Here is a 25,635-nt window from a genome sequence, read left to right as displayed (position 1 = left end):
GTCCGCATGGCCGATGTAGTCACAGCGTGGGACAACGTGCGCCAGAGCGCAGCCAGGGGTTCGCTGAAGTTCGAGCCGGAGGCGGCCATCAAGGGCGCGCAGCTGTGCATCGACACGGTGTCGCGGCTGCTCGGGATGAAGAAGGCGATCTCCGATGCCAAGCTCGACGAGTTGCCTGCCATCACCGGCGTCGACGAACTCGGCAACCTCGTCCTCACCTCCGGTGGGCAGCTCACCCAGCTCTACGAGGCCAAGGCGAAGGACATGATCGCGGCGCTGCAGTCGCATATCGACATCGTCTCGGACATGGGCGATACCTACATCTGGGCCGGCAAGACCTACATCACCACCGATACCGAGAACGGTGAGCGCCTTCGGGACCAGCTGAACGGCATGAGCATGCCGACGACGCCGGGGGATTACGAGTTCGACACCACCCAGACCGAGTGGTTGGAGAATCCGGTGAATTTCTCCCTCTTCGTCGACGCGGAGTACATGGACGCCGGGCTGGACGGCACCAAGGACAACTACTACAGCGTCGCCGCCTACGACAATCCCAATGCCTTCGTGAACGATCCGCAGTTCCAGGATGATCCGACCATTCCGGACATGGACACCGCCGCGGCGGGCGCGGTCACCGTGGAGAATCGGGAACAGCTCGGCTTCTATCACTTCTACCTGCTCGGCCAGGTACTTTTCGACGACTCCCTGCGCATGCACAATGCCGCGGAAGCGTGGGCGATTCTGACGATCGATCTCATGCGGCAGCTGAACACCTTCAAGACCGGCATCAAGGCGCTCGGGCGGGACTGGGAGGGGCAGGGCTCCACCGCGGCGCGCACCGCGGGCGACAACTGGGTGGAGTCGATCAAGCCGCTGCCGGGGGCGATGTACATCCTCGCCTCGAACCAGCAGTACACGGCGCAGTGGCTGGTGCGCACCGCCGTCTCGATGCCGCTGCACGACGTCGCCTCCCAGCTGACCTCCGCGAACAGCCAGGCGGTGGTGAACCACTATCGGAACGAGTGGCAGAAGCACTACGCCGACGGCATCGTGAACAGCGCCGCCTTCCTGCCGATCGTGGAGAACCCGATCGCGAAGCCGAAGCCGTCCTCCGCGCGCTGGCACGACGGGCAGCAGCAGCCGCAGTATTCCGGGCAGCACCCGCTGGACCCGCACGGGCAGCAGTACCCCGGGATCAACGGCGGCTACGGCAACGGCGATCTGCCGCAGTACCAAACCGAACAGCAGGCCTACGACGCCGGCTTCCAGGCCGGGCAGCAGCAGGGCGGCCAGCCCGGGCAGTACGGCGAGCCGGGGCAGTACGGCCAGCCGGGGCAGGGCGGGCAGTACGGCCAAGGTGGCGAGGAGGGGCAGTACGGCCAGCCCGGGCAGTACGGCCAGCCGGGCCAGGGCGGCCAGTACGGCCAGGGCGGCGAGGAGGGCCAGGGCGGCCAGTACGGCCAGCCGGGCCAGCAGGATCAGTACGGCCAGGGCGGTCAGCAGGGGCAGGGCGGCGAGCAGGGGCTGGGCGGCGAGCAGGGGCAGCCGCTCCCGACCTCCGCCGGGGTACCCGCGACCGAGCTGCCGCAGAGCGCGATTCCCGGCTCCGGCGGCGCGCCGGGCGGCGGTATCCCGGGCGGGGTCACCTCCGGCGGGGCCGGGGATACCGCGGGCGCGCCGGGAATGCCGGTGCTGCCCAAGCCGAAACCGAAGTCGGCCGTGCCGAAGAAGCCGACCGTCGCCGACGTGCTCGGCGCGCTGACCGGTGTCTCGGCCGAAGATCTGCCGGAGTCGCTGCGGAACCTGCCGATCGAAACGCCCGAGGGCGCGGAGGCGCCGTCACTGGCCGACGCGCTGGCGCAGATCACCGGAACGCCGGTCGACCAGATGCCGCAGGAGCTGCGGGACATGCCGCTCGCCCAGCTCTTCGAGCAGGCGGGGGCAGGCCAGGGCGCGCTCGGCGACCCGGCCGAGGCGACGGGTGGCGCGTCCCAGCCGGGCCGGCTCGCCGACCTGCTCGGCGGCGCCGCGGGTACGCCGGGGCAGCAGCCGCCGATCCTGCAGTTCATCGACCAGCTGGTCGAGTCGCTGACCAGCGGCATCGAGGCCTTCCTCGAGTTCGGCGCCGGACCGGCGCTGGACGCGGGCGGCGGGCTCTCCGGTGTGTGGTCGCCGGAGCAGGTCGGGCAGCACCTGCAGGGCATGCTGGACGAGGGTGCGCTGAGCCTGGCCGGCGCCGGTGCGGGCGGTGGCGGTGGCGGTGGCCTGCCCGGATTCGGCGGCGGGCTCGACTCCGCGCAGCAGCCGTTGCCGCCCTATCACGAGGCCCGCGCCTCGGCGTTCCCGCGGGCATCGGTGGCGGGGCCGGGGCTGCAGCCGGTCTCGTTCCAGGGCGCGGCGAGCTCGGCGGGCCCGTCCGCGCCCGGCGGCATGCCCGGTGCCCCCATGATGGGCAGCCCGGGTGGCGGTGCGCCGAGCGGCGGTGGCTCGCAGAACGGGCACAAGCCCGCGGAGTTCCTGAACTCCAAGGACAATCTGGACGAGGTGTTCGAAGGCTCGCTCGGCCGGGTGAAGCCGGTGATCGAGCAGTGACCCTGCGCTGGTTCTTCACCGATCTGGAGTTCGTCCTGCTCTGCGACAGCACCGGCAGGGCCAATATCCCAGACCCGTTCACCTTCACCAGCCGGATCGCGCTGGCCGAGGAGTACGAGGCGGAGCGCAAACGGGTGCTGGCCGAGCTGCGCGACCGGGACGACCCGGAGCTGCGGGCGCTGGCCGATGCTGTCGCCCGGCCCGATGTCAGCCTCGCCATCCGCTCCTGGGACGAAAAGGACTACGCCGACCCCGAGCACCAGATCCGCGTGCACGCCGTGCGCAGCCGCGCCCGCGGGTACGTGATCACCCAGCGGCCCGGCGAAACCGTCTTCCACAGCGGCGGTTTCGACGTGGTCGAGTGCGATCCGCACGCCGTCGCGGACGAGGCGCTCGGCTGCCTGCCGTACGCCACCGCGGGCCGCTCCGCCGCGATCCCGCTGCCCGGCGCCGACACCGGCGCGGGCGCCGAGCGCTTCGACTCCGTCCCCGGCATCGGCGACGAGGTCGAGGAGGACGACCGTGGTCCGGTCTTCCTGGCCACCCCGGCCACCCGCACCGGGGATCTGGTGGTCTACCAGGGGCGCTCCAAGTTCGGGCCGCGTGGCCGGGTCGGCATGGCGCTGGACTGGCGGGATCTCCCGGAGGACGGTCGCTACGTCATCCGGACCGAGCCGGCCGGCCGCATGGCCACCGGGATGGGGACGAAGGGCATGGTCGAGTGGGTGAACGAGCAGATCGCCGAGATCCTGCTCCGGCTGGATCGGCACATGGAGAACGAGGAATGACGGCGTACCGCTCCCGCAGCGCCTCGAGAGGTTAGGTAGTCGCGATGGCCCAGAATCCGCAGATCACCACCTGGCAGCAGTTGAACCGGCAGGCCACCGACAACCTGCTGCAGTTCGACCCGGCGGACGCGCTGACCGGTGCCAACGCCTGTGCGGAGCTGATCGACGACCTGATCGGCATGCAGAAGGCGATCAGCGACCTCGGGATGGACAAGATCCCGCCGATCGCCAGTGGTGGCGGCAAGCAGATCCTGAACTCCGGCGCCGCGCTCGCGACCGTGTACAGCGTCAAGGCGAACCATCTGTCGATGGTGCTCAACGACAACGTCAAGATCCTCGGGCTGCTCGGCAAGACCTTCGTGGAGGCGGGCCGGAACTACGTCGGCACCGACTCGAACAGCGCCTCGTCGATCTCGAAGCTCGACGGCGTCACCATGCCGACCGCCGGCACCAAGTGGCAGCCCAAATACGACGGCTACGGCATGCCGAGCGCGGATCTCACCAAGCCCAATATCGACAATCCGTTCTCGCCGAAGTACGACGCCTTCGCCCAGTACGAGGATCTGAAGTCGTTCGGCGCCAAGGACAAGAGCGTGCGGGTCGACATCGAGGCAAAGGACAGCCTCGATTTCGGTGAGATGCATCAGCTGTTTCTGCATCTCGACCCGAAGCCGCTGATCGACGCCGCGCGCAACTGGCACTCCATGTCGCTGAGCCTGACCACGTTCCTGAACACGCTGGTCGACACCATCGAGCCGCTGAGCCAGTCCTGGATCGGCGCGGGCGGGCAGCAGGCGCAGCAGGCGATCACCGACTACAGCGCGACGGTCAAGCCGTTCACCGAGGCCATGGTCGCGCTGGCCAGGAACCTGCAGTACTCCGCGCAGTGGGTGCTGTACTGCAAGCTCTCCATGCCCGTCCGCTCGAAGCCGATGAACGCCTGCTGCAGCGGTGACGAGGTGAACCACTACCGCAACGAGTGGCAGAAGCACTACGGCGACGGCATGAAGAACAGCGTGGAGTCCATGCCCGCGCTGCCCGGCGCACCGGACATGTACGGCAACTCCACCTTTCAGCCGCCCCCCGCGACCGACCCGGGCGACAACAACGGCCCCGGCAACAACAACCAGTATCCCTACGGGTACGGCCCCGGCTACACCGGCCAGTACGGGCCGGGCAACAACAGTCAGTACCCCTACGACCCCTACGGCCAGAACAATCCGTACAACCAGAACAACCCGTACAACCAGAACAGCCCCTACGGGCAGAACGGCTACCCGACGCCCGAGGAGATCGCCGCCTACCAGGCGTCGCAGCCGGGCATGCCGATCTCGGCGCGCATCCCCGCGGAGCCGCTCAGCAGCAGCTCGGGCGGGCAGACGCCGCGGACGCCGACCAGCCCCGCCAACGGCGCGGGCGGTCAGCAGACCCCGCGGATTCCGTCGGTGGGCGAGATCATGGACGCGATGGGCCAGGGTTCCGGTTCGGGTGGCTCGCCGGGCAGCAGCATTCCGGCGGCCTCCATGCCGTCCGGCAGCGGCAGCGGCAGCGGGGGAAGCGGCCAGCGCGGCTCCGGTTCGGGCTCCGGCGGGAGCGGGCAGCGCGGCTCCGGCTCGGGCGGCTCGGGGTCGGGCGGCGGCCAGTCCCCGCAGACCCCGCGGATTCCGTCGGTGGGCGAGATCATGGACGCGATGGGCCAGGGTTCCGGTTCGGGTGGCTCGCCGAGCAGCAGTATCCCCGCGGCCTCCATGCCGTCGGGCAGCGGCAGCGGCAGCGGCTCGGGGGGCAGCACCCCGCGCACACCAGGTTCGCCGTCGCTCGGCGCCGGAATCCCCGGCTCCTCGCCCTTCTCGCCGTCGAAGCCGCCGTCGATGGCCGACGTGCTCAGCAAGCTGACCGGCGTTCCGGCGGACAAGCTCCCGGAGAGCCTGCGCAATATGAAGATCGACACCCCGGACGGCCAGGCCGAGCCCACCCTGGCGGATGCGATCTCCCAGCTCACCGGGGTCCCGGTGGATCAACTGCCGGAGGAGCTGAAGAAGCCGCTCTCCCAGGTGCTCAACCCGGGCGGGATGCTCGGCGCGGGCTCCCCGCTGTCGAATCTGCTCGGCGGCCAGAACGGGGCGGGCGGCATCGGCGAGATCTTCGGCAAGCTCGCCGATTCGGTGCTGCAGGGCATCCAGGCGATCGGGCAGCTCGGTGACCTGCCCGGGATGGAGGGGCTGCGGGACATGTTCGACCCGGCCCAGATCGAGAGCAGGCTGGACGACATGCTCGGCGGCCCGGGGAAATTGGACGAGCTCGCGAACGCCTTCGGCGGCGGCGCGGGTGGCGGCGGGGCCGGGGCCGGTGGCGGCGGTGCCGGCATTCCGGCCGCCGAGCAGCGGCCGCTGCCGTCCTACGCGGAAGCGCGGGCCTCGGGGGCGCAGATGTTCCCCCGGGCGAGCCTGGAGGGCGCGAGCACGCCGATGAACGCCGCCGGGTCGAACGGCATGCCCGGCGGCGGCGCGCCGATGATGGGCTCGCCGGGCGCGGGCGCCGGTGCCGCGGGCGGCGGGCAGAACGACCACAAGCCCGGCAAGTTCCTGCAGTCGAGGGCCAATCTCGACGAGGTGTTCGAGGCGGTGCCCGACCGGGTCCGCCCGGTGATCGAGCCGTGAGCCGCCGGTGGGAGTTCACCGCACTGGAGTTCAAGGTGCTGTGCGAGCACCTGCGCGCGGGTGAGCTGCCCAACCCGTTCACCTTCACCACCGCGATCCGGTACGCGGAGGAGTTCGACGCGGAGACCAGCCGCGTGCTGCGCGCGCTCCGGGAGCGCTCCGACCCGGACCTGGAGGATCTGGCCGACTGCCTCTCCAAGCCCGACGTGCAGATCGCCCTGGAGGCATGGAACGACACCGACTTCGAGAATCCGAAGGAGCGGACCAGGGTGCTCGGGCTGCGCCGCCGGGCCCGCGGCTTCGTCATCTCCCAGCAGCCGGGCGAGACGCTGAGCCACAGCGGCGGCTTCGACGTGGTCGAGTGCGGGCCGCACGCCATCGGCGACAGCGTGCTCGCGCACCTGCCGTTCGCCGAGACCGGGCGCGAGGCGCCGGTGCCGGTGCTGGACACCGCGGTCCGGGTGGTCACCGACGACGACCTCTTCGGCTCCATGGTCTCCGACAACGACGACCCCGACGAGCAGGACTCCGCCCGCAGCAAGGCATTCTTCGCCGCACCGGCGAGCCGCTCCGGGCTGGTGCGGGTGTTCCAGGGCCGCTCGAAGTACGGGGCGCGCGGCAAGATCGAGACGGCGCTGCTCTGGCGCGACGTGCCCCGCGACGGCCGGTACGTGATGTTCATGAGCGAAGCGCCGGTGGCCCGCGGCATGGGCACCGAGGAGCTGGCTGCCTGGGTGGGCGAGCAGATCGCGGAGATCATGGACCGGCTGGAGCGGCACCGGGAAGACGAGGAATGACCGGGCGCTGGCACCTCTCGGACCTGGAGTTCCAGGTGCTCTGCGACGAGTTCCGCCGGGGCCGGATGCCAGCGCCCTTCACCTTCGTCAGCCGGATCTCATCGGCCGCGGTGTACGAGGCGGAGCGCGCGCGGCTGCGCGCGCTGGTCCGCGGCACCACCGACGCCGAATTCCGGGCCATGACGGCGGTACTCGCCCGCCCGGACACCTTCGTGGTGATCCGCTCCTGGGACGACGACGCCTACGACGACCCGCTCCGGCACATCCGGCTGCACGCCGTGCTGCGCGGCGACCGCGCCTACCTGATCCGCCAGCTGCCCGGCGAGACGGTCATGCACAGCGCGGGTTTCGACATCTTCGGGCTGGACCGGGCGCGCGTCGTCGGCGCGCTGTTCGCGCACTTCCCCGCGGTCGAAGCCGGGTCGGGGGACGGGATTCCGGCCGCCCGCAACGAGCGCTCCCGCTACCTGGAACTGCCCGCGCTCGCCACCGGATTCGTCAAGGTGCTCGTCGGCGCCAGGGAGCCGGACGGCACCCGCGGCGAGGTCGGCATGATGTGGCGCGACCTCCCCGGCGACGGCCGCTACGCCCTCCCGCTGCACCGCGCCGCGCCGCTCGCCGTGCCCATGGGCGCCGCGGAACTCGCCGCCTGGACCACCGAACAGATCGCGGCGGTGTTGCCCGCGCTCTAGTCTGAACCCGATTCGGCGATGATCGGGAGGCGCAGGCATGGCGACGGCACTGGTGAAAGGGCAGAACGGGGCATTGCCCGCCGGCCCGGTGACGGTCGCGATCCGCTCGGCCGTCGCGGCCGACATCGCGGCCCTGCTGGTGACCGCGGGCGGGAAGGTCCGCTCCGACGCCGATTTCGTCTTCTTCAATCAGCCGCAGGCACCGGGCGTTTCGCTGGCCGATGGCGTGCTGACCGTCGACCCGGTGCGGGTGCCCGCGGAGATCGCGCAGGTGCGGGTGGTGCTCACGCTCGATGACTCGAGCGGCCGCTTCGGCGACCACCCGGCCCCGGTGGCGAGCGTGACCGGCTACGAGTACGTGGTGGACGGGCTGAGCAGCGAATCGGTGGTGATCGCGCTGGAGCTGTACCGGCGCGGCGCGGACTGGAAGGTGCGCGCGGTCGGCCAGGGGTACGCGGGCGGCTTCGCCGACCTGGTCACCGACCACGGCGTGTCGGTGGACGACGAGGAAACCGCACAGCCGGTGGTGCGCTCGGTTCCGGGCGAGGCGAAGCTCTCCCTGGAGAAGCGGCAGAAGCTGGACCTGCGCAAGCGGGAGGTCGCCACCGTTCTGCACACCAGGCAGGCGGGTGACGTCAGGGCGCGGGTGGTCCTGGTGATCGACAAGACCGGCAGCATGGCCAAGCAGTATCAGCGCAAGGTGGTGCACCGGGTGGTCGAGCGGATGGTGCCGATCGCCATCCAGCTGGACGACGACGGCACGCTGGAGCCGTACCTCTACGCGCTGAAGTTCGCGAAGCTGCCGGAGATCACGGTCGAGCACGCCGAGCGGTGGTGCGAGACGTTCCTGCACCTCAACGGCGAGCACGGCGGCATCGACTACGGCGCGCTCGGCGCCCGCAACGAGGAGCTGCCGATCATCGGCGAGATCATCTCCACCCTGCGCCCCGGCGGCCCGCCCACCCTCGTGCTCTTCTTCACCGACGGCGGCTTCGCCAGGAAGCGCGAGATCGCCCAGCTCATGCGCACCGCGGCGCGGCTGCCCGCGTTCTGGCAGTTCGTCGGGCTCGGCAAGGCGAACTACGGGCTGCTGCGCTCGCTGGACGAGATGGACGGCCGCGTCGTCGACAACGCCGGGTTCTTCGCGCTGGACGACGTCGACCTGGTGGACGACGCCGAACTCTACGCGCGGCTGCTCGGCGAGTTCCCGGACTGGCTCCGGGCCGCCCGCGCGGCCGGTGTCACCGGCTGAGCCGTCGGCTCAGCCGATGACGGCGTTCATGATGGTGCCCGCGCTGGTCGCGACGACGCCGCCGATCATGGCGCCCGCCACCATCTTCGGTGACTCCAGCCCGCCGCCGGTCCACTTCTCCCAGGCGAACTTGCCGCCCGCGAAGATGATCGCGACGATGCCCGCGAGCAGGACGAACCAGGTGAAGTAGCGGACGAGCTGCAGGAACTTGTCGGAGATCGGCGGCGCTTCCGGGCTGGGGTTACCGATCTGCGCCAGCGTGTCGTAGAACGCCAGCGTGTCGAGGGCGGAGGCCATGATCATGGTCTGCTCACTCCGGATCGTGGGTCAGGGCGGGGAACACTCATGGAATCGTATCCGGTCGCCGGGGTGCGTGTGCCACGTCCGGCTCGAGTCGGCGCGCGTCGTCCGGTTTCGCGCAGCCGGGGCCGGGCGGTCGCGGCGGGGAGGTGGCAGCGCAGGGGCGGATGGGGCAGCGCTCGGGCGCCGGGCCCGACAGCGGCGGCGGGGCGGGTCGGAGCCGTATCCTCGACGGGTAGCGAATTGTCCGTGGGCAGAACGTGTCCTGAAGAGGGGAGTGCAGCGGTGAGCATCATCCTGGCGTCGGTGGGGGACGCTTTCACGACGCTGGCCCAGGTGGGCAACCCGACGCCGGAGGCACCGCCGCTGTCGGACAAGATCATGCAGTTCGTCCGGTACATCACCTGGTTCGCGCTGCTCTCCGGCATCATCGCGATCATCTACGCCGGTGGCCGCTTCGCCTGGGAGAAGTGGAGCGGCAGCGGGCTGCAGTCGCCGAAGCAGATCGCCGGCGCCATGATCGGCGGCGTCGTCGCGACCAGCGCGGGCACCATCATGAACGCCGTACTCAATATCTGAGGCCGCTCAGATCCGGGCGCCCTTGGCCCGGTTGCAGGCCCGGCACAGGATCTGCAGGTTGGCGGCGCTGGTCGCGCCGCCCCTGCTGATCGGGATGATGTGGTCGAACTCCAGGTAGTGGCCGTCGCCGCACTCCACGCAGCGCCCGCCGTCGCGCTGCCACACCGCGGCCTTGACCTCCTGCGGGACGCTGCGCGAATCGCGCTGCCCCGGGCTCAGCACCAGCCGCTTCGCCACCCGCAGCGCGCCCTCCAGCACGGCCGCCACGTACTCCGGGTCGGCCACCGTGAAGGTGGCGCCGCCGCGCGCCGAGGTCGCCGCGACCACCACGGCGCCGCCCTCGACCCGCACCGAGACCACCCGCGCCCACGGCAGCTCGGTGCCGATGCCGTGCCCGGTGAAGCGCAGCTTCTTGTTGCTCGCGATCAGCCTGCCCTCGGTGCGGCGCGGGCCGCGGGCGAGTATCCGCAGGTGCACGGCGGGACTGTCGAGGTGCACCGCCTCCTCCGGGTCGAGGTGCAGCCCCGGCGCGCGCACCAGCGGCAGCTGCCCGCCGCGCAGCCTGCTCAGGGTGTGCCCGCGCTGCATCCGGCGGCGCAGGTCGTCGATCAGCGGGCCGCCGAGCCGCAGCTCGGTGACGGCGTGCTCGAACGACTCCAGCTCGTCGTCGAGCACCTCGCCGTCGGCGAAGGCGAAGGTGACCAGCCGCTCCGCGTGCGCGATCCCGATCTCGCGCAGCAGCTCCCGGCCCCGGTGCTCCTCGATCCGCCGATAGCGCAGCGCGGCGAGCAGGTCGTCCCAGCCGGTGCCGTCGAGGCCGTCGGCGGCGAGCACCCGGCGGGCCCGCGCCTGCCACTGCGCGAGGTACTCGGCGACCCGCTGCTCGCAGCCGCGGCAGGGCGCGAGGCCGCCGAGCACGCGGCGGCGCAGCTCGGCGCCGCAGCGCGGGCAGCGCCGGGAGCCTGCCGGCACGTGCACCGCGGTCTCGGTGGTCCAGCCGGAGCCGTCCCACCAGCGCAGCCGGGTGCGGTCGTCCGGGTCGGGGTGCCAGTCCGCGCGCTCGGGGGCGGGCGGCGGTGGCGGCGGCAGCGCCCGGTGCGGCCGGGTGAGCTCCGGTCCGCGCCGGTCGGATTCGGCGACGGCGACACCGAATTCGGTGACCAGCCCGGCCAGCCCGCTCGCCCAGCCCTGGCCGACCGCGCGGAACCGCCAGCCGCCGTCGCGCCGGTAGAACTCGCCGAACAGCAGCGCCCGGACGGGCTCCGCGCCGGTGGCGGCGAACCGCGTCACCGGGCCGCTCGCGTCCAGCACCTCCAGCGTCAGCCCGGACATCTCGGCGAAGGTGCCCGCGTCCAGCGCGCCGCCGATCACGATGCGCTGCACCGCCGCCTCGGTGCGCGGCAGCGAGACGCTGAGCCGGGCGGTGTGCGGCTCCGGCTGCTGATCCAGCGTGACGGCCTGGGAGAGGTGCCGGGGAGCGTTGAAGAACACCAGATCCCGATCCGAGCGGACCGTGCCATCGGCGCCGAGCAGCAGCGCGACCGCGTCCATCGCGTGCTCGGAGCGCCACGAAATCACCACGGCCAGCAGCGAACCCGGGACCTCGGTGTGCGCGCCCCTGCTCAGCTCCGGTGTGGTGGATCGTTCCATGGTGAAGGGAACTATGCCACGGGGCACCGACACGCCCGGACCGCCGGAGCGGGCGCCGGACGGTTCGGGCGTGCCGTCCGGCGCGCGCCGGAGTACGGTGGCTGCGGATTCGCCGAGCACCAGGAGATCAGCATCGTGGCCAGCCCTGCCCTGTCGCCCGCGCCCGTCGTTTCGGCAGATCGGTGTACCGGGGTGGTGAGCTGGTTCGATGCCGCGAAGGGGTTCGGATTCCTAGCCGCCGATGACGACCCGGCCCCGGTCTTCGTGGAGTACACCGGTATCGAGGGTCCGGGGTACCGCACGCTGCACGCCGGGCAGCCGGTCACCTTCGTGCGCACCGCGGGGCCGCGCGGTCCCGAGGCAGGCGCCGTGCGGGCCGCGGTCTAACCGCGGACCGGCGCTGGGGCCAGCGCGCGATACGTCGCCGCCGCCTTCAGCACCATCTCCAGGTACTCCGCCTCCGGATCGGAGCCGAGCACGATGGCGCCGCCCGCGCCGATCCGCCAGCCGCCGCCCGAGCGCACCGCGGTGCGGATGACGATGTTCAGGTCCGCGGTGCCGGAGACGTCGAGGTAGCCGATGGTGCCGGAGTAGACGCCGCGCGGCTCGGTCTCCAGCTCGTCGATGATCTCCATGGTGCGCAGTTTGGGCGCGCCGGTCATCGAGCCGCCGGGGAAGCAGGCGCGCAGCACGTCCACCGGCCCCGCGTCCGGCCGCAGCGTGCCGCGCACCGTGGAGACCAGCTGGTGCAGCGTGGAGTACGACTCCACCGCCATGAGCTCGGGGACGTGCACGCTGCCGATCTCGCAGACCCGGCCGAGGTCGTTGCGGAGCAGGTCGACGATCATCAGGTTCTCGGCGCGGGTCTTCGGGTCGCCCGCCAGCTCGCGGCGCAGCAGGTCGTCCTCGGCCTCGGTCGCGCCGCGCGGCGCGGTTCCCTTGATCGGCTTGCTCTCCACCGTGCCGGTGCGGTCGATGCGCAGGAAGCGCTCCGGCGAGGAGCAGGCGATATCGAGCTCGCCGAAGCGCAGGTAGGCGGCGTACGGCGCCGGGTTGCAGCGGCGAAGGGTGCGGTAGAGCGCGAGGCCGTCGCGGTCGTCGGGGACCCGCGCGGCGTCGGTCAGGCAGATCTCGTAGGACTCGCCCGCGTGCAGCCGCCGCAGGCAGACCGCGATATCGGCGAGGTAGCGGTCGCGGCCGCGGCCGAGCAGCGGTGCGATGGCGGCGGGGTCGGCGGGGACGTTCAGCGGGGCCGGGTTGCTCCAGGTCGGCAGCTCGGTGAGCGCGGCCTCGGTGGCGGTCAGCCAGGCGGTGTTCGCGTCGTCGCTGCCGTCGTCCAGCGCGAGCAGGTGGGTGCGGGCGGCGACGTGGTCGACGACCACCATGCGGTCGGCGAAGATCCACTGGGCGTCCGGGGTCTCGGCGGTGTGCGCCGCGTTCCCGCCGCACTCGGCCTTCATCTCGTAGCCCAGGTAGCCGACGTAGCCGCAGGCGAAGTCGAACGGCAGCGGTGGCCGCCGGACGTCGGAGCGGCGGCGCAGCTCGCTCGCCAGGTACTCCAGCACGCTGCCCGGCACGTACCGCACCCCGCCCGCCGACTCCACCCGCACCGCGCCCGCACCGACCCGGTACCGCACCACCTCGGCCAGCGGGCCGCTCGCGTCGCCGAGGAAGGAGAAGCGGTCCAGGCCCGGCTCGACGTGCTCGCTGTCCAGCCAGAAGGCGGTGGGGGAGTCGGCGTAGAGCCGGAGGAAGATCGCCTCGGTGTCGATGGCGCGGGGGATCGCGGTGTGCCGCAGGACATAGCGGGGGCGGTGCGGTGCCGGTGCCGGCCGCGGTGCCACGTCCCGCGGCGGCCCCGCGTGCGGACCGGGTACCGACGCGGGTCCGCTTCCGGCCGGGTTCCCGGGTGCCGCGCCGCTTCCGCCGCGGGCGGAAACCCCTTCCCGCCGCGTCAGTTCCGCGAAATTGCGGAGCAGTGCCGCCCCGAACTCGCTCGACACCGACTCCGGATGGAACTGCACCCCCCACTGCGGCCGATCCAGCCGCCGCACCCCCATGACCACCCCGTCGGCACTCCGCGCGGTCACCCGCAGCGAGCCGGGCAGCGGCTCGCGCGCGGCCAGCGAGTGGTACCGAACCGCGGTGAAATCCGCGGGCAGCCCGGCGAAGAGCCCCTCCCCGTCGTGCGACACCCGATCCGGGTACCCGTGCCGGGGCACCGGCGCCGCCGCCACCACCCCGCCCGCGTCCACCACGATCCCCTGGTGCCCGAGGCACACCCCGAGCAACGGCAGCGCGGCGTCCCGGATCACCGCCGCCGAGATGCCGACGTCGCGCACGACATCCGGCCGCCCCGGCCCCGGCGAGATCACGATGTTGTCGAAGCGCTCCAGCTCCAGCTCCGCGAGCTCGGTGACCGCGTCGTTGCGCAGCACGACCGGCGGCACGCCGTTCACCTCGCCGAGCAACTGGTGCAGGTTGTAGGTGAACGAGTCGTAGTTGTCGATCAGGAGCGTGCGCATCGTGCCCCGAACCCTACGCCGAGCAGCACCGGAGCAACTGCTGCCGCACGCCTTCAGTTGGGCGGCGGAGCTAGGGCAGAATGTCGGCATGTCTGTAGCGCAACCGGCCGACGTGAAACGTGATGTGGTCGACTTCGCGGTCGTCGGTCAGTGGATGGAAGACCAGGGGCTGCCCGGCGGACCGTTCGAGGACGTGGTGGCGCTCGGCGGCGGCACCCAGAACATCATGCTGCGGTTCCGCCGCGGCGGCCGCGAGTACGTGCTCCGCCGCGGCCCCGAACACCTGCGGCCCAAGTCCAACGAGGTGATCCGGCGCGAGGCCAGGCTGCTCGGCGCGCTGAACGGCACCGACGTGCGCGCGCCACGGGTGATCGCAGCCAACCCGGACGAGACGCTGATCGGCGCCGTCTTCTACCTGATGGAGCCGATCACCGGCTTCAACCCGCAGACCGAACTCCCCGAGCCGCACGCGAGCGACCCCGAGCTGCGCCGGGGCATGGGGCTCTCCGCGGTCGAGGCCATCGCCCGGCTCGGCGCGCTCGACTATCGCGAGCTCGGCCTCGCCGACTACGGCCGCCCGGACGGCTTCCTGGAGCGTCAGGTGCCGCGCTGGCTCGGCGAGCTGGAGTCGTATACGCAGAACGAGGGGTACCCGGGGCCGCGGATCCCCGGCATCGACGCGGTCGGCGACTGGCTGGAGCGCAACCGCCCGGCCGAGTGGACGCCGGGCATCCTGCACGGCGACTGCCACCTGGCGAACATCATGTTCTCCTACGACGGCCCCGAGGTCGCCGCGCTGGTCGACTGGGAGATGTCGACCATCGGCGACCCGCTGCTCGACCTCGGCTGGCAGCTGGCCACCAGGCCCGAGCCGGGGACGACCGGCGCCGCGCTGGTCGGGCTGCTCGGCGCGGCGGGCGGGCTGCCGACCGCGGCCGAGATGGTCGAGCACTACGGCCGCTTCTCCACCCGGGACCTGAGCGCCGTCGACTGGTACACCGTGCTCGCCTGCTTCAAGCTCGGCATCGTGCTGGAGGGCACGCACGCCCGCGCCTTCGCGGGCAAGGCGCCCAAGCAGGTCGGCGACTTCCTGCACGCCATCACCCTCGAGCTCTTCGAGCGGGCGCAGCGTCTGATCTGAATCTGGAACGTGTTCCGCCCGTCGGTCGATCTTTGGCAGGGCAATTTCGCGACAGCACTAGAACGTGTTTCAATCTTCTCGTAGTGTAAGGGCTGTCACAGTCAGCCATGCGCATGCGAGAGGTCGACGCGAAATGAAGACGAAGGGCGCGATCCTGTGGGGGATCGACGAGCCGTGGTCGGTGGAGGAGATCGAGGTCGGTGACCCGGTCGCCGGCGAGGTGCAGATCCAGCTGGAGACAGCCGGGATGTGCCACTCCGACCACCACATCGTGACCGGCGCGACGCCGATGCCGTCCTTCCCGGTCATGGGCGGGCACGAGGGCGCGGGCGTGATCACCAAGCTCGGCCCGAACGTCCCGGCCGACCTGGCCGTCGGCGACCACGTGGTGCTCTCGTTCATCCCCGCCTGCGGCCGCTGTCCGGCCTGCGTGAGCGGCAACATGGCGCTCTGCGACCTCGGCATGGGGTTGCTCATGGGCCAGGCCATCAGCGACGGCACCTACCGGATCCAGGCGCGCGGGCAGAACGTCATCCCGATGTGCCTGCTCGGCACCTTCTCGCCGTACATGACGGTGCACCACACCTCGGTGGTGAAGATCGACCCCACCGTCCCGTTCGAGGTCGCCTGCCTGGTCGGCTGCGGCGTGCCCACCGGCTTCGGCTCGTCCACGCACGTGGCGCAGGTGCAGCCGGGCGAGACGGTGGTGATCGCGGGCATCGGCGGCGTCGGGATGAGCGCGCTGCAGGGCGCGGTGCTCTCCGGAGCCTCCAAGGTGGTCGCCATCGACCCGAACCCGTGGAAGCGCGAGCAGGCGCAGAAGTTCGGCGCCACGCACGCCTTCGCCAGCATGGCCGAGGCCATCATGCCGCTCATGGAGGCCACCGAGGGCCGGATGGCGGAGAAGGTCGTGCTCACCATGGGGGAGATGCACGGCGACTACATCGAGGAGGGGCTCATCCTCACCAGCAAGGCCGGCACCGTCGTGGTCACCTCGATGGGCCGGATGGACGCCTCCGACGTCAAGCTGAACAGCTTCCTGCTCTCCATGCTGCAGAAGACCGTCAAGGGCTGCATCTTCGGCGGCGGCAACGCCCGCCAGGACATCCCGGCGCTGCTCCGGCTCTACAAGTCCGGCCAGCTCAACCTGGACGACATGGTGACCCGCAGCTACCGGCTGGAGGACATCAACCAGGGCTATCGGGACATGCTCGACGGCAAGAACATCCGCGGCATCATCAAGTACTCGGACGCCGATCGCTGATCGCGGCGGAGCGGCCCCCGGCACCGCACGGTGCCGGGGGCCGTCCGTTTTTGTAGGCTCGGCGGCGTGCGCGCCTTCGAGGAACTACGGAACTGGCCGGTCGGGAACGCGGCGGCCGGTGTCGTCACCGCCGACGGCGCGGTGGCGACCACCGGTGACGTCGATCACGTATTCCAGCTCGCCTCGGTGACCAAACCCCTGGTGGCGTACGCGGTTCTGGTCGCCGTCGAGGAGGGCGCGATCGAGCTCGATCAGCAGGCGTGGCCGCCCGGCGCCACCGTTCGGCACCTGCTCGCGCACGCCTCCGGCGTCGCCTTCGACAGCCGCGAGGTGGTCGCCGAACCGGGCGCCAAGCGGATCTACTCCAGCGCCGGCTTCGAGCTGCTGGCCGAGCTGCTCGAGGCGGAGAGCGGGATCGCGTTCCCGGAGTACCTGCGCGAGGCCATTTTCGAACCGCTCGGTATGGTTCACTCGTCGCTGGACGGCCCGGCCGGGCACGGCGCCACCTCCTCGGTGGCCGACCTGACCCGGTTCGCTGCCGAGTTGCTGGAGCCTGCCCTGGTCTCGCCGGAGACCCACGGGGCGGCGGTCACCGTGCAGTTCCCCGGGCTCGACGGAATCCTCCCCGGCTACGGCAGGCAGCGCCCGAACGACTGGGGACTCGGTTTCGAAATCCGCGACGGGAAGTCCCCGCACTGGACCGGGGGCACCAATTCCGGCCGCTCGTACGGCCATTTCGGCCAGTCGGGCACCTTTCTGTGGGTGGACCCGGAAATCCGGGTGGCGTGCGTCGCGCTGAGCGACGAGAATTTCGGGGACTGGGCACGGGGGGCGTGGCCCGCGTTCAGCGACGCGGTGATCGCCGAGAAGTCACTCGGGGTCGACACGGGGGCCGAGTAACACTTGTAACTCGGAGCACTCCAGTACACTCGGGCAACGCCAGCTCCGTCGGGCCGTTGGGGAAGACGTCCCTCGTCGAAGCTGGAGGTGTCAATGGTGCGCGCATCGAGTCAGTTCTCTGATGCGACGGCGGGAGTGGTGTACATCCACTCCTCGCCTGCCGCGCTGTGCCCGCACGTGGAGTGGGCTCTGACCGCGGCGCTCGGCGCCTCCGCCAAGCTCACCTGGACCGGTCAGCCCGCCGCCGCGGGCCAGCTGCGCGCCACCAGTGACTGGGTCGGCCCGGTGGGCACCGCCGCCCGGATCGCGCGCTCGCTGCGCGATTGGCCGGTGCTGCGCTTCGAGGTGACCGAGGACCCGAGCGACGGCGTCGACGGCGAGCGCTACAGCTTCGTGCCCGGCCTCGGGCTGTGGCACGGCAGCACCAGCGCCAACGGCGACGTGCAGGTCGGCGAGATGCGGCTGCGCTCGATGCTCGACGCCGCCCGCGAGATCGGGCGGTACTACGACCTCTCCGCCGAGATCGAGCGCGCGCTCGGCACGGCGTGGGACGAGGAACTCGAGGCGTTCCGAGGGGGATACGAGACCGGTGCCGAGGTCACCTGGCTGCGCCGCGATGTGGGTTGACCCCGGTCGAACCGACCGGTCGCGGCTCGCGACAGTCCGTCCGAGACTCGAAGTTCGACTCCGGGTTGGTTCGCCTCCCTAAAGATGTTATGTGGAACTCCACCTGGTAACTTTCGCCGCAATCGGCACGCGGCCGGGAGTTCGTCGTTCGACGAGAGCTGGGTGATCCTCTGTGTTGCAGCGCGTCTCGCGCCGGTCCTTCATTCGCGGTGCGAGTGCGGGAGCGGTGGGCGCCACCGTGCTCCCCGGCGCGGCGGGCGCCCGCCCGCCGGCCCGGCGGCGCACGCCCCGGCTGCCCGACCCCGCCGCGGTGCGCGCGACCGACCCGGCGCTGCTCTCCGCGCTGGAGGCGGCGAGCCTGCTGCACGCCGGGCAGCTGCACCCCGCCGAGCTGCTCGACGCCTGCCTGAAGCGCAGCGCCGACTACGGCGGCGGCACCAACGCCTGGATCCGCAGCTACCCGGAGCCCGCCTACGAGCAGGCCGAGGCGGCCGCCGCGCGGCTGGCCGAGGGCGACGCGCCGCTGCTGTGCGGATTGCCCATCGCGGTCAAGGATCTCTTCGCCGTCGGCGGGCTGCCGCTGACCGCCTCCAGTCAGATCCTGGAGCGCAATATCGCCGCGGGCGACTCCACCATCTGGCGCAGGCTGCGCGACAGCGGCGCCGTGCTGATCGGCCACACGCACACCGACGAATTCGCCATCATGACCGCCACCCCGCAGGTCGGCAATCCCTGGAAGCTCGACGAGAGCGTCGGCGGCTCCTCCGGCGGCAGCGCCGCCGTGCTCGCCGCCCGCTTCGCCCCGCTCGCGCTCGGCACCGACACCGGCGGCTCCGCCCGGCTGCCCGCCTCCCGCTGCGGGGTCAGCGCGATCAAACCGACCTTCGGCCGGTGCAGCCGCTACGGCGTCATCCCGGTGATGTGGAGCCGCGACCACCCCGCCCCCATGGGCCGCTCGCTCGCCGACGCCACCCTGCTCTTCGACGCCATCGCAGGCTCGGACCTGCACGACCCCGTCACCCAGCTGGCCCCCGCCTTCCCGGCGGGCGGGCTGCCGACCACCGCGGCCGACGGCGCGAAACCGCTGAGCGGAAAGGTCTTCGGCATCCCGATGGCCGCCGAGGCGCTCCCCGCCGGGCTCGGCGCGCTCTTCACCGGCTTCCTGGAGCTGATCGTCGAGCTCGGCGGCGAGCTGCGCGACGTCCGGCTGCCCGCCGAGCCCGGCGGGCTCTTCGACGGCAATGCCGTCGAGCTCGGCATGTACCACCGGCAGTGGGCCGACCAGGTCACCCGGCTGAGCCCCTTCAGCGCCGCCGTCGTCGAGATGGGGCTGGCCGCGCTCAGCATCCCCTCCACCCAGTACCTGCAGTTCAGCCGGGACCGCGCGGTGTACCAGCGCGCCTACAACCGGGTCTTCGCGGAGAACGGCCTCACCGCCATCGTGCTGCCCGGCGCCGCCACCGACGGTATGCCGCGCGTCGCCGCCTCCGCCGCCTCCATCCTCGGCGCCGACAAGGTGCCGGTGACCTGGGCGAATTTCTCCGGCGCTCCGGTGATCTCGCTGCCCGCCGGGCGGTCGGCGGCGACCGGCATGCCGTTCGGGGTGCAGCTCGGCGGGGTGCCGTGGGACGAGCTGGAGCTGCTCGAGATCGGGCTCGCGCTGGAAGCCGTTGCGCCGCACTGGCAGGAGGCGCCACCTCTCGCTCGCAGCCCTTTGCGTCTCCCCGAATTGTCCTTCGTCGCACCGGGTCACGGCCCCGACCCCACCAACACCGACGCCGGCGCCCCCGCCCTCAGCTTCGTCCCCACCGCGGACGCGACGTCGGTCTGACGTTCGTCAGGCGTCGGCGTCGCTCGTGCCGACGAGGACCGCGCGCCCGACCGTGTGCGGAATCATCAGGATATTGAGCAGCGCGAGGCTCGCACCCTCGGGAACCTCCAGGCGGTCCACCGAAAGCGCCGTCGCGCAGACGAACAGCCGGTGGATGCCCGTGCCGGGCGGCGGCTGCACGCCCGAGTAGGCCGCCTGCCCCAGGTCGTTGGTCAGCGCGACGGCGCCTGCGGGCAGTTCGCCACCCGCCTCGATGCGTCCGGCCTCGGCGGGCACGTCCTTGACCACCCAGTGCCAGAGCCCGCCCGGAATCGGCGCATCGGCGTCGAACGCGGTGATGACCAGGCTGCGGGCGCCCTCGGGCAGCCCCGACCAAGCCAGCCCGGGCGCGCGATTTGCCCCGCTCTCGGTGTTGTAGCAGGCCGCGGGGAGCGCGCCGCCGTTCTCGAAATCATCGCTCTTCAGGGTGAATTCGGTGGCGGGGAAGGCGAGTGCGTAGGGGTCGTAGCTCACTGTCGGATCCTCCTGGATCGAGTCGATTTATACAGCCTTGCTGTACATATCAGAACGTACAGCGAAGCTGTATAGTTTGTCCAGTGGACGAACCCGACTACTCCGTTGCCGACGCCGAGCACCTCCGCCTGGCGGTCGGAAAGTTCGTGCGCCGCGTCCGCAGTGCCGACACCATGCCCGCAGGCCAGGCCGCCGTCCTCGGTCACCTGCGCCGGAATGGCCCTTCGGCGATCGTTGCGCTGGCGGAGCGGGAACGCGTCCGCCACCAGACCATGGCGCGAACCGTGAAGCTGCTGACCGACCAGGGGCTGGTCCACGTCGGCGCCGATCCCGACGACCGGAGGCGCGTCGTCGTGTCGCTCTCGGCGGAAGGTAGTGCTCGCCTCGACGACGAGCAGGCGAGCCGGGCGGAGTGGATCGCGCGGGCCGCGGGAGTCGAGCTGACAGCTCAGGAGCGGGCAGTCCTCAAACGCTTCCCTGCGGTTCTCGAGAAACTCATCGCCGCCGGCGGCTGAGCGGAGATCTCGGGGTGTTGCCTGCCGAGGTGGGTAACGGTAATCGTCTTTCGACGGACGGATCCGAGGGCGTGCATATGCAATTTCATTGTGAGGCGCGGGGGCGGCCTCTCCCCGAAATCGTTGCGCAGAATTGGTGAGCGGCTGATACTGAAATTCGGCCGGTGCCCGGCGGCCGTATTCAGGGGGAGGGTCCGTAATGCGTGTTGTTCTTCTGTACCCCGAGGTCTACGACATGGCAAGGTTCCGGGAGGGGCGTAAGGAGTTTCCGCCCTTCGGCGTGCTCTACCTGGCCTCGGCGGTTCGCGACGGCGGTCACGAAGTCGCGGTTCGTAAAGTGACGAAGGTCGATCCACCGTTGGACCTGACCTCCTACGATGCGGTGGGTGTCAGTTTGGCGTCCTCGGCGACGTACGGCATCCTGCTGGAGGCGATCCGGCGGGCCGCACTGAGCCCGAGGGTGCTGCTGATGGCCGGGGGCGTGCACGCCAATTTCTATCCCGAGCAAACTCTCACGGATTTCGACGCCGACGTCGTGTCGTACGGAGAATCCGAAGAGACGATTCTGCAGCTTCTCGATCATGCCGGGGACCGTGACTTCTCGGGAGTGCCCGGCGTGGTGGCGCGCCGAGCCGATGGTTCGGTGTTTCGGACGACACCTGTCGTCCCGCGGCGTGACATCAGTCACCTGCCGCTGCCCGCACGCGAACTCCTGCCCGACAAGGACTTCGTGATGAGTGATCGCCTTGCGGGCCGTGACATCCGGATGGCGCACGTGATGCTGAGCCGAGGGTGCCCGTTTCCGTGCTCGTTCTGCGCGGCGGGCAGGACCCGCATCCAGTACCGCGACGGCCACTCCGCCCGGAAGGAACTGCAGCATCTGATCTCCGCATACGATATCGGTGGTTTCGCGATCGTTGACGACAATTTCGTCGTGGCGAAGGAGCGGGTGCGGGACATCTGCACCCACATCGCAGACCTGGGGTTGCGGTGGTCGGCCTTATCGAGGGTGGACACCGTTGATGCCGACTTGCTGACCGCGATGGCCAGGGCCGGATGCATCGAGATCAAGTTCGGCGTGGAGTCGGGTAGCGAGACGATGTTGCGGGCGATGCGCAAGAACACCACCCGAGCCAAGATCACCCGGGCGATCGACTCCGCTGTCCAGGCCGGTATCGAAGCCAAGGCGTTCATCATCCACGGCTACCCGGGCGAGAACCAGCGCACGACCGACGAGACCATCGGCCTGCTCGACACGCTGTCCGACCGGCTCTCCCGGGTGTCGCTGTTCCGGTTCGTCCCGCTTCCCGGAACCGAGGTCTACGAACAGAGAATCGACGGTCACCAGGTCATCCACGGTACCCACCTCGCATCCGGCTGGGATCACGACTGGGAGAAGTTCCACATCCACCACAACGATCGCCATTGGTGGGGATCCGAGCAGGAATTCGTCGAAGTGCAGTCCGCGTTCTCCGACCTCGAGCGATTCGTGGAAGAGCGGTGGGGAGCCCAGAAATAGCCGCGTGTACAGTACCGGCGGTGGCGCGCGATTCCGCACCGATCGTTTCGGTGGAACATCCCCAGAAATTGTGGAACTGGGTTCTCGCGAAACAGGGAATCGGCACTCCCGCCAAGCCGGATTCGGTTCGTGCCGCCGCGAACCGCTCGCTCGGTCTGCACGCCGCTCGCCTGTCCTCGCCCCTGGTGGCTGCCGCTGTCCGGGTGGACGACGATGTCGACCTGTCGCCCCTCGTCGGTGCCACCGACGATGCCCTGATCACCATCCGGTGCATGCGTAAGACGTTGCACACCCTGCCATTCGACCTGGCGAGCTCGGCCCACGCCGCCACCCGGCACTACCGCCTCCGTGATGTTCAGCGCCTCGCGGTGCGCGCCGAGGTGAGCCAGGGGGAGCTGACCGCACTACAGGAAAAGATTCACGGGTATCTCCTCGACGCGGCGTCGGCCTCGCACCGCGACGTCGAACGCGCGGTGACACCGACGAACCAATCGCCGATCCCGGCGCGGATCGCGTTGAAGCTGCTCTGGGAACGCGGCGACGTCGTCTACCGCAACACCTCGGATCGGTGGCTGCGCGAAACCCGGATGTTCTCGCTGGCTTCGCTGACCCATCCCGGGTTCATCACGACGCTCGAACCCGAATCCGCTCGCGATCAGCTGATCGAACAGTACTTCCAGCGCTACGGGCCCGCGACCGTCAAGGATGTGATGTGGTGGGCGGCTATCCCCGCGAAGGCGGTGGTCGAGGCACTCGCCGCCCGTGACGTCGTCCGGATGCGGCTACCCTGGGCGCCGAGCCCCTTCTGGATGCTCCGCTCCGACTACGACGCCTTCCTCCGACAGCCGAATTCGTCCGTGGATGAAGCCGGTGCCGCTCTCCTCGGGCACGAAGACATCGCTCTGAAAGCGTATTTCGAGTCGCGCGGGCGCTACCTCGGCGCGCTGCCCGCCCGGAAGGTTTTCAACCAGATCGGCGAAGTCCTGCCCTCGATCGTGCACGCCGGTCGGGTGGTCGGGCGCTGGCAGTGGGATCCCGCCGACCGGCGCATCCGCTACCGGCGTTTCCCCGGCAGCGACGGTACCCGCACCGCGACCGCGCAGGCGGCAGCGGCGCTGGAGAAACGTCTCCGCCTGCTCACCTGAGCCGGTCGGCTATCCGGCGGGCTTCGCTATCCGAGTCACCCGATCATCGACCACCTGCATCTTGTCCTGGAGTGCCTTGGTCAGGTCGACCCCGAGCGTCTGGGCGATGATGGCGACGCAGATCATGACATCGGCCAGCTCGCCGTCGACGTCGCCCGGATCGGCCTGCTTGCCCTGGCGCTGGCGCTTGCCACGGGCCAGCAGCTCGGCGTGGAGCTCGCCGACCTCCTCCACGAGCTTGGCGGCTTGGATGTAGAGGAAGAGGTCGCTCTCCTTATCGGCGCGGCTTTTGCGCGCCAGCCAGCCCAATTGGGCCTCCGCCCACTGCGCCAGCTCGCGGATACGAAGATCACGACGGCGCGGAGCCCGCGGGACAGAATCAGGTACGTCGAGCCCGGCAAGTACTGGCTGGAGACTGTCCACCGTGCTCCCTTCCCGGTCGTTGCCACGCACTGTAGTAGCTAGACATCGAGCGGCACAGGGTAGGCGAAGCCGGTCGCCCGGTGAACGCCTCCGGAGACTTCCTGCTGCCGGGTCGAGCTGCCCGCTCAGGAGTGGCCAGCTCGCAAACGCTTCCCTGCGGTTCTCGAGAAAGTCATCGCCGCAGGCGGATGAGTGGAAATGCCTCTCAGCCCGCGATAGCGAGCTCGGGAGCTGTGGTGTGGATCCTCGCGAGCGCCCTGCGAGTGCGGTCGGAGTCGATCGCAGTCAGCATGGGAAGCGCCGGCCGAACCATATCGGCGGCGGCTTGGAACTCTCCCAGCTGCCAGCGTAGAAGCCCGGCCTCGATGGCGGTGAGAGCGTGGACCCGTGGGTGGGTCTCCCGGTTCCACAGTGTCAGCGCGCGGGTGCGGTTGCGCTCGGCCTCCGCCGGGTCCCCCAGCGCCTCGAAGGTCTTCGCTGTCTGGTCTACGACGGTAGGCCCCGGGGTCCACGCCCGCATCCACACCGGATACTCGTCGTCGGTCGCGTCGGGGTCTGGCAGCGTCGCACGGGCGGCGGCGTGGTTGCCGCTCTCCGCATGGGTCCGAGAGGCGGTTACGGCGAACATGCCCAGCGCTGCCCGAGATATCTTGCCGCGTGCCCGGGACAGCGCCGCTTCGGCGAGGTCGGGGGCGGCGCTCGGTTCGCCGATATCGCTGCCCTGGGTGCTCAGTGCCCGCAGTGCCCATCCGTCCTGGCCGGGTTCGCCGGACTCCTCGGCCAGTCGCAGGGCCGAGATGTAGTAGCGCTGCGCGAGCCCGTCGGCCCCGGCGTCGTGCGCCTTGAACCCGCACAGATAGGCGAGCTCGCTCGCAGCCGAGAACGCCGTGCTGCGCACGCGGGCGTCAGCGAATCGAGCGCGCAGAATTGCTGCTACGTCGGTCGACAGGAACTCGGCTGCCGCAGTCCGACCGGCGCCGCCGCCGCGCACCTCATCGAGAACGTGGAGTGCCTGCGTAACCTGCCGCACTGCCGTGACCTCCGCCGCTCCGACCCGGCGCGAATCATCGACGGAGATCAGGCGATAGGTCCCCTCCGGTGTCATCGCGGCCGACGCGCTCAAAGCCGTGCTGTAGGCCGCGCCGCGCAGGAACGAACGCCGGTCGACATCGTTGCGGCCCAGGATCGCTGCCGCCGTGACGACATCGACCAACGGGCCACATACCCGCTCGATCCACGCGATGGCTTCGGCGGTGGGCGTACGCCGCCCGCTCTCGTAGGCATGCAGCGTCGACCGGCTGTAGGGGACGCGCCTGGACAGGTCGGTCAGACTCAGCTCCGCCGACTCACGAGCCATTCGCAACCGTGCGCTCGTGAGCCTGTCACCAGCGAATTCGGTGTCCATGAGGCCAGCTTAACGCGCGTTTCGTGGTAGACGGCGGTAGACGGCAACCCGCCCTCGAAACGAAAACACCACGCCTAGCGTCGGTTTCAGCCCCGCCGCCGGGAAGATGCCGCTACCTCCGGTCCCGCGTCGAGCTGCCAGGTCGCAGCCCGACCGTCCTCGGCGGCGGGTGCCTACCGACAGCAGGAGGGGCAGGGGAATGGACGCGATCGGATGGATCGACCCGTTGTCGGTGACAACGGAGTGGGATCGAGCCCAGGTGTGCCGGTTGGCGCGGCGTTTCCGATATACGGTGCGCTGGGCGGACCCGAGCGGCGCGCTCGATCTGGTCGAGCAGGTGGAAGCGTCGGGGCTCCAGGTCGTGCTCCTGTCGTCGGCCGCGCATCTCACCGCGTGGGACTTGGTGCGGTTGCTGCAGTCGGCCGATGTCGAATGTGCAGCGCCCCGCGAGAGTTTTCCTCGGCATGCGGACATGCGGCGGGTCCGCGGGTGATCACATTCGGGTGGGTCGTCG

The 25,635-nt window shown here is 70.5% G+C and carries 23 protein-coding genes; 17 read left to right on the top strand and 6 right to left on the bottom strand.

Annotated elements, in window-relative coordinates; translation table 11 throughout:
• Positions 1 to 6: 6 nt before the first annotated feature.
• Genes ACFUJ1_RS26055 through ACFUJ1_RS26030 form a run of 6 tightly spaced genes read left to right on the top strand, consistent with a single transcriptional unit; the run spans position 7 to position 8,784 of the window.
• On the top strand, positions 7 to 2,595 hold the full coding sequence (locus tag ACFUJ1_RS26055; protein ID WP_378649659.1) for a hypothetical protein: 2,589 nt from the start codon (positions 7 to 9) through the stop codon (positions 2,593 to 2,595).
• Positions 2,592 to 3,383 carry an ESX secretion-associated protein EspG gene (locus ACFUJ1_RS26050; protein WP_378649658.1) on the top strand — a complete coding sequence of 264 codons (792 nt, stop codon included), beginning with the start codon at positions 2,592 to 2,594 and terminating at the stop codon, positions 3,381 to 3,383. The genes ACFUJ1_RS26055 and ACFUJ1_RS26050 overlap by 4 nt, the downstream gene beginning before the upstream one ends.
• Positions 3,384 to 3,427: 44 nt before the next feature.
• Entirely contained in the window at positions 3,428 to 6,043 is a 2,616-nt protein-coding gene (locus tag ACFUJ1_RS26045) for a hypothetical protein (RefSeq protein WP_378649656.1), read from the top strand.
• Positions 6,040 to 6,840 carry an ESX secretion-associated protein EspG gene (locus tag ACFUJ1_RS26040; protein ID WP_378649654.1) on the top strand — a complete coding sequence of 267 codons (801 nt, stop codon included), beginning with the start codon at positions 6,040 to 6,042 and terminating at the stop codon, positions 6,838 to 6,840. The genes ACFUJ1_RS26045 and ACFUJ1_RS26040 overlap by 4 nt, the downstream gene beginning before the upstream one ends.
• The gene (locus tag ACFUJ1_RS26035) at positions 6,837 to 7,532 is read left to right on the top strand and encodes an ESX secretion-associated protein EspG (protein WP_378649653.1); all 696 of its coding nucleotides are present in this window, start codon (positions 6,837 to 6,839) and stop codon (positions 7,530 to 7,532) included. Before ACFUJ1_RS26040 ends, ACFUJ1_RS26035 begins: the two co-directional genes overlap by 4 nt.
• 37 nt (positions 7,533 to 7,569) lie before the next feature.
• Positions 7,570 to 8,784 (top strand): VWA domain-containing protein, encoded by a 1,215-nt coding sequence (locus ACFUJ1_RS26030; protein WP_378649652.1) that lies wholly within the window; start codon positions 7,570 to 7,572, stop codon positions 8,782 to 8,784.
• A gap of 9 nt (positions 8,785 to 8,793) precedes the next feature.
• On the opposite strand, the gene ACFUJ1_RS26025 is transcribed toward ACFUJ1_RS26030, so the two are convergent.
• Positions 8,794 to 9,087: a hypothetical protein gene (locus ACFUJ1_RS26025; RefSeq protein ID WP_233016630.1), complete on the bottom strand. Its 294-nt coding sequence runs from the start codon at positions 9,085 to 9,087 to the stop codon at positions 8,794 to 8,796.
• 282 nt (positions 9,088 to 9,369) lie between these two features.
• Here ACFUJ1_RS26025 and ACFUJ1_RS26020 point away from each other — a divergent pair, with 282 nt between their 5' ends.
• Entirely contained in the window at positions 9,370 to 9,663 is a 294-nt protein-coding gene (locus ACFUJ1_RS26020) for a hypothetical protein (protein ID WP_067654870.1), read from the top strand.
• A gap of 6 nt (positions 9,664 to 9,669) precedes the next feature.
• Here ACFUJ1_RS26020 and ACFUJ1_RS26015 read toward each other — a convergent pair whose 3' ends face one another.
• Positions 9,670 to 11,313, bottom strand: coding sequence for a TerD family protein (locus tag ACFUJ1_RS26015; RefSeq protein ID WP_378649651.1), 1,644 nt, complete (start codon positions 11,311 to 11,313; stop codon positions 9,670 to 9,672).
• A gap of 192 nt (positions 11,314 to 11,505) precedes the next feature.
• Between ACFUJ1_RS26015 and ACFUJ1_RS26010 the strand changes: the two genes are divergently transcribed.
• A complete protein-coding gene (locus tag ACFUJ1_RS26010) occupies positions 11,506 to 11,700 on the top strand; it encodes a cold-shock protein (RefSeq protein WP_378649650.1) in 195 nt (64 codons plus the stop codon).
• Here the strand turns inward: ACFUJ1_RS26010 and pabB are convergent.
• Positions 11,697 to 13,838 (bottom strand): aminodeoxychorismate synthase component I, encoded by a 2,142-nt coding sequence (gene pabB, locus ACFUJ1_RS26005; protein WP_378649649.1) that lies wholly within the window; start codon positions 13,836 to 13,838, stop codon positions 11,697 to 11,699. The two genes, ACFUJ1_RS26010 and pabB, sit on opposite strands and share 4 nt — an antisense overlap.
• 88 nt (positions 13,839 to 13,926) lie before the next feature.
• Here pabB and ACFUJ1_RS26000 point away from each other — a divergent pair, with 88 nt between their 5' ends.
• From ACFUJ1_RS26000 to ACFUJ1_RS25980, 5 genes are all read left to right on the top strand, one after another.
• Positions 13,927 to 14,979 (top strand): phosphotransferase family protein, encoded by a 1,053-nt coding sequence (locus tag ACFUJ1_RS26000; RefSeq protein WP_378649648.1) that lies wholly within the window; start codon positions 13,927 to 13,929, stop codon positions 14,977 to 14,979.
• A gap of 133 nt (positions 14,980 to 15,112) precedes the next feature.
• Positions 15,113 to 16,243 carry an NDMA-dependent alcohol dehydrogenase gene (locus tag ACFUJ1_RS25995; RefSeq protein ID WP_378649647.1) on the top strand — a complete coding sequence of 377 codons (1,131 nt, stop codon included), beginning with the start codon at positions 15,113 to 15,115 and terminating at the stop codon, positions 16,241 to 16,243.
• 66 nt (positions 16,244 to 16,309) lie between these two features.
• The gene (locus ACFUJ1_RS25990) at positions 16,310 to 17,143 is read left to right on the top strand and encodes a serine hydrolase domain-containing protein (protein WP_378649646.1); all 834 of its coding nucleotides are present in this window, start codon (positions 16,310 to 16,312) and stop codon (positions 17,141 to 17,143) included.
• Positions 17,144 to 17,239: 96 nt separating this feature from the next.
• Positions 17,240 to 17,770: a DUF3145 domain-containing protein gene (locus ACFUJ1_RS25985; RefSeq protein WP_378649645.1), complete on the top strand. Its 531-nt coding sequence runs from the start codon at positions 17,240 to 17,242 to the stop codon at positions 17,768 to 17,770.
• A gap of 172 nt (positions 17,771 to 17,942) precedes the next feature.
• Positions 17,943 to 19,601 carry an amidase gene (locus ACFUJ1_RS25980; protein ID WP_378649644.1) on the top strand — a complete coding sequence of 553 codons (1,659 nt, stop codon included), beginning with the start codon at positions 17,943 to 17,945 and terminating at the stop codon, positions 19,599 to 19,601.
• A 6-nt stretch (positions 19,602 to 19,607) separates the two neighbouring features.
• Here ACFUJ1_RS25980 and ACFUJ1_RS25975 read toward each other — a convergent pair whose 3' ends face one another.
• Positions 19,608 to 20,114: a YbhB/YbcL family Raf kinase inhibitor-like protein gene (locus ACFUJ1_RS25975; protein WP_378649643.1), complete on the bottom strand. Its 507-nt coding sequence runs from the start codon at positions 20,112 to 20,114 to the stop codon at positions 19,608 to 19,610.
• An 83-nt stretch (positions 20,115 to 20,197) separates the two neighbouring features.
• Here ACFUJ1_RS25975 and ACFUJ1_RS25970 point away from each other — a divergent pair, with 83 nt between their 5' ends.
• The 3 genes from ACFUJ1_RS25970 (at position 20,198) to ACFUJ1_RS25960 (ending at position 23,293) form a co-directional block, all read left to right on the top strand.
• Complete coding sequence (locus ACFUJ1_RS25970) at positions 20,198 to 20,629, top strand: MarR family winged helix-turn-helix transcriptional regulator (RefSeq protein ID WP_378649642.1); 432 nt, start codon at positions 20,198 to 20,200, stop codon at positions 20,627 to 20,629.
• Positions 20,630 to 20,828: 199 nt separating this feature from the next.
• Positions 20,829 to 22,148 (top strand): B12-binding domain-containing radical SAM protein, encoded by a 1,320-nt coding sequence (locus ACFUJ1_RS25965; protein ID WP_378649641.1) that lies wholly within the window; start codon positions 20,829 to 20,831, stop codon positions 22,146 to 22,148.
• Between the two features lie 20 nt (positions 22,149 to 22,168).
• Positions 22,169 to 23,293: a DNA glycosylase AlkZ-like family protein gene (locus tag ACFUJ1_RS25960; protein ID WP_378649640.1), complete on the top strand. Its 1,125-nt coding sequence runs from the start codon at positions 22,169 to 22,171 to the stop codon at positions 23,291 to 23,293.
• 9 nt (positions 23,294 to 23,302) lie between these two features.
• Here ACFUJ1_RS25960 and ACFUJ1_RS25955 read toward each other — a convergent pair whose 3' ends face one another.
• The gene (locus ACFUJ1_RS25955; protein WP_378649639.1) at positions 23,303 to 23,716 is read right to left on the bottom strand and encodes a hypothetical protein; all 414 of its coding nucleotides are present in this window, start codon (positions 23,714 to 23,716) and stop codon (positions 23,303 to 23,305) included.
• 205 nt (positions 23,717 to 23,921) lie between these two features.
• On the bottom strand, positions 23,922 to 25,121 hold the full coding sequence (locus tag ACFUJ1_RS25950) for a helix-turn-helix domain-containing protein (protein ID WP_378649638.1): 1,200 nt from the start codon (positions 25,119 to 25,121) through the stop codon (positions 23,922 to 23,924).
• Positions 25,122 to 25,320: 199 nt separating this feature from the next.
• Between ACFUJ1_RS25950 and ACFUJ1_RS25945 the strand changes: the two genes are divergently transcribed.
• Positions 25,321 to 25,614 (top strand): hypothetical protein, encoded by a 294-nt coding sequence (locus tag ACFUJ1_RS25945; protein ID WP_378649637.1) that lies wholly within the window; start codon positions 25,321 to 25,323, stop codon positions 25,612 to 25,614.
• The last annotated feature ends 21 nt before the right edge of the window (positions 25,615 to 25,635 follow it).

This window comes from Nocardia sp. NPDC057227 (assembly GCF_042669725.1).
Lineage (GTDB): Bacteria > Actinomycetota > Actinomycetes > Mycobacteriales > Mycobacteriaceae > Nocardia > Nocardia asteroides_A.
This window is presented reverse-complemented; position numbering and strand designations above follow the sequence as displayed.

Coding starts and splice junctions, on each gene's coding strand:
- ACFUJ1_RS26000 (WP_378649648.1), top strand. CDS start 13,927: ATGTCTGTAGCGCAACCGGCCGACGTGAAACGTGATGTGGTCGACTTC.
- ACFUJ1_RS26015 (WP_378649651.1), bottom strand. CDS start 11,313: ATGGAACGATCCACCACACCGGAGCTGAGCAGGGGCGCGCACACCGAG.
- ACFUJ1_RS26030 (WP_378649652.1), top strand. CDS start 7,570: ATGGCGACGGCACTGGTGAAAGGGCAGAACGGGGCATTGCCCGCCGGC.
- ACFUJ1_RS26055 (WP_378649659.1), top strand. CDS start 7: ATGGCCGATGTAGTCACAGCGTGGGACAACGTGCGCCAGAGCGCAGCC.
- pabB (WP_378649649.1), bottom strand. CDS start 13,838: ATGCGCACGCTCCTGATCGACAACTACGACTCGTTCACCTACAACCTG.
- ACFUJ1_RS25995 (WP_378649647.1), top strand. CDS start 15,113: ATGAAGACGAAGGGCGCGATCCTGTGGGGGATCGACGAGCCGTGGTCG.
- ACFUJ1_RS26025 (WP_233016630.1), bottom strand. CDS start 9,087: ATGATCATGGCCTCCGCCCTCGACACGCTGGCGTTCTACGACACGCTG.
- ACFUJ1_RS26045 (WP_378649656.1), top strand. CDS start 3,428: ATGGCCCAGAATCCGCAGATCACCACCTGGCAGCAGTTGAACCGGCAG.
- ACFUJ1_RS25950 (WP_378649638.1), bottom strand. CDS start 25,121: ATGGACACCGAATTCGCTGGTGACAGGCTCACGAGCGCACGGTTGCGA.
- ACFUJ1_RS26035 (WP_378649653.1), top strand. CDS start 6,837: ATGACCGGGCGCTGGCACCTCTCGGACCTGGAGTTCCAGGTGCTCTGC.
- ACFUJ1_RS25965 (WP_378649641.1), top strand. CDS start 20,829: ATGCGTGTTGTTCTTCTGTACCCCGAGGTCTACGACATGGCAAGGTTC.
- ACFUJ1_RS25945 (WP_378649637.1), top strand. CDS start 25,321: ATGGACGCGATCGGATGGATCGACCCGTTGTCGGTGACAACGGAGTGG.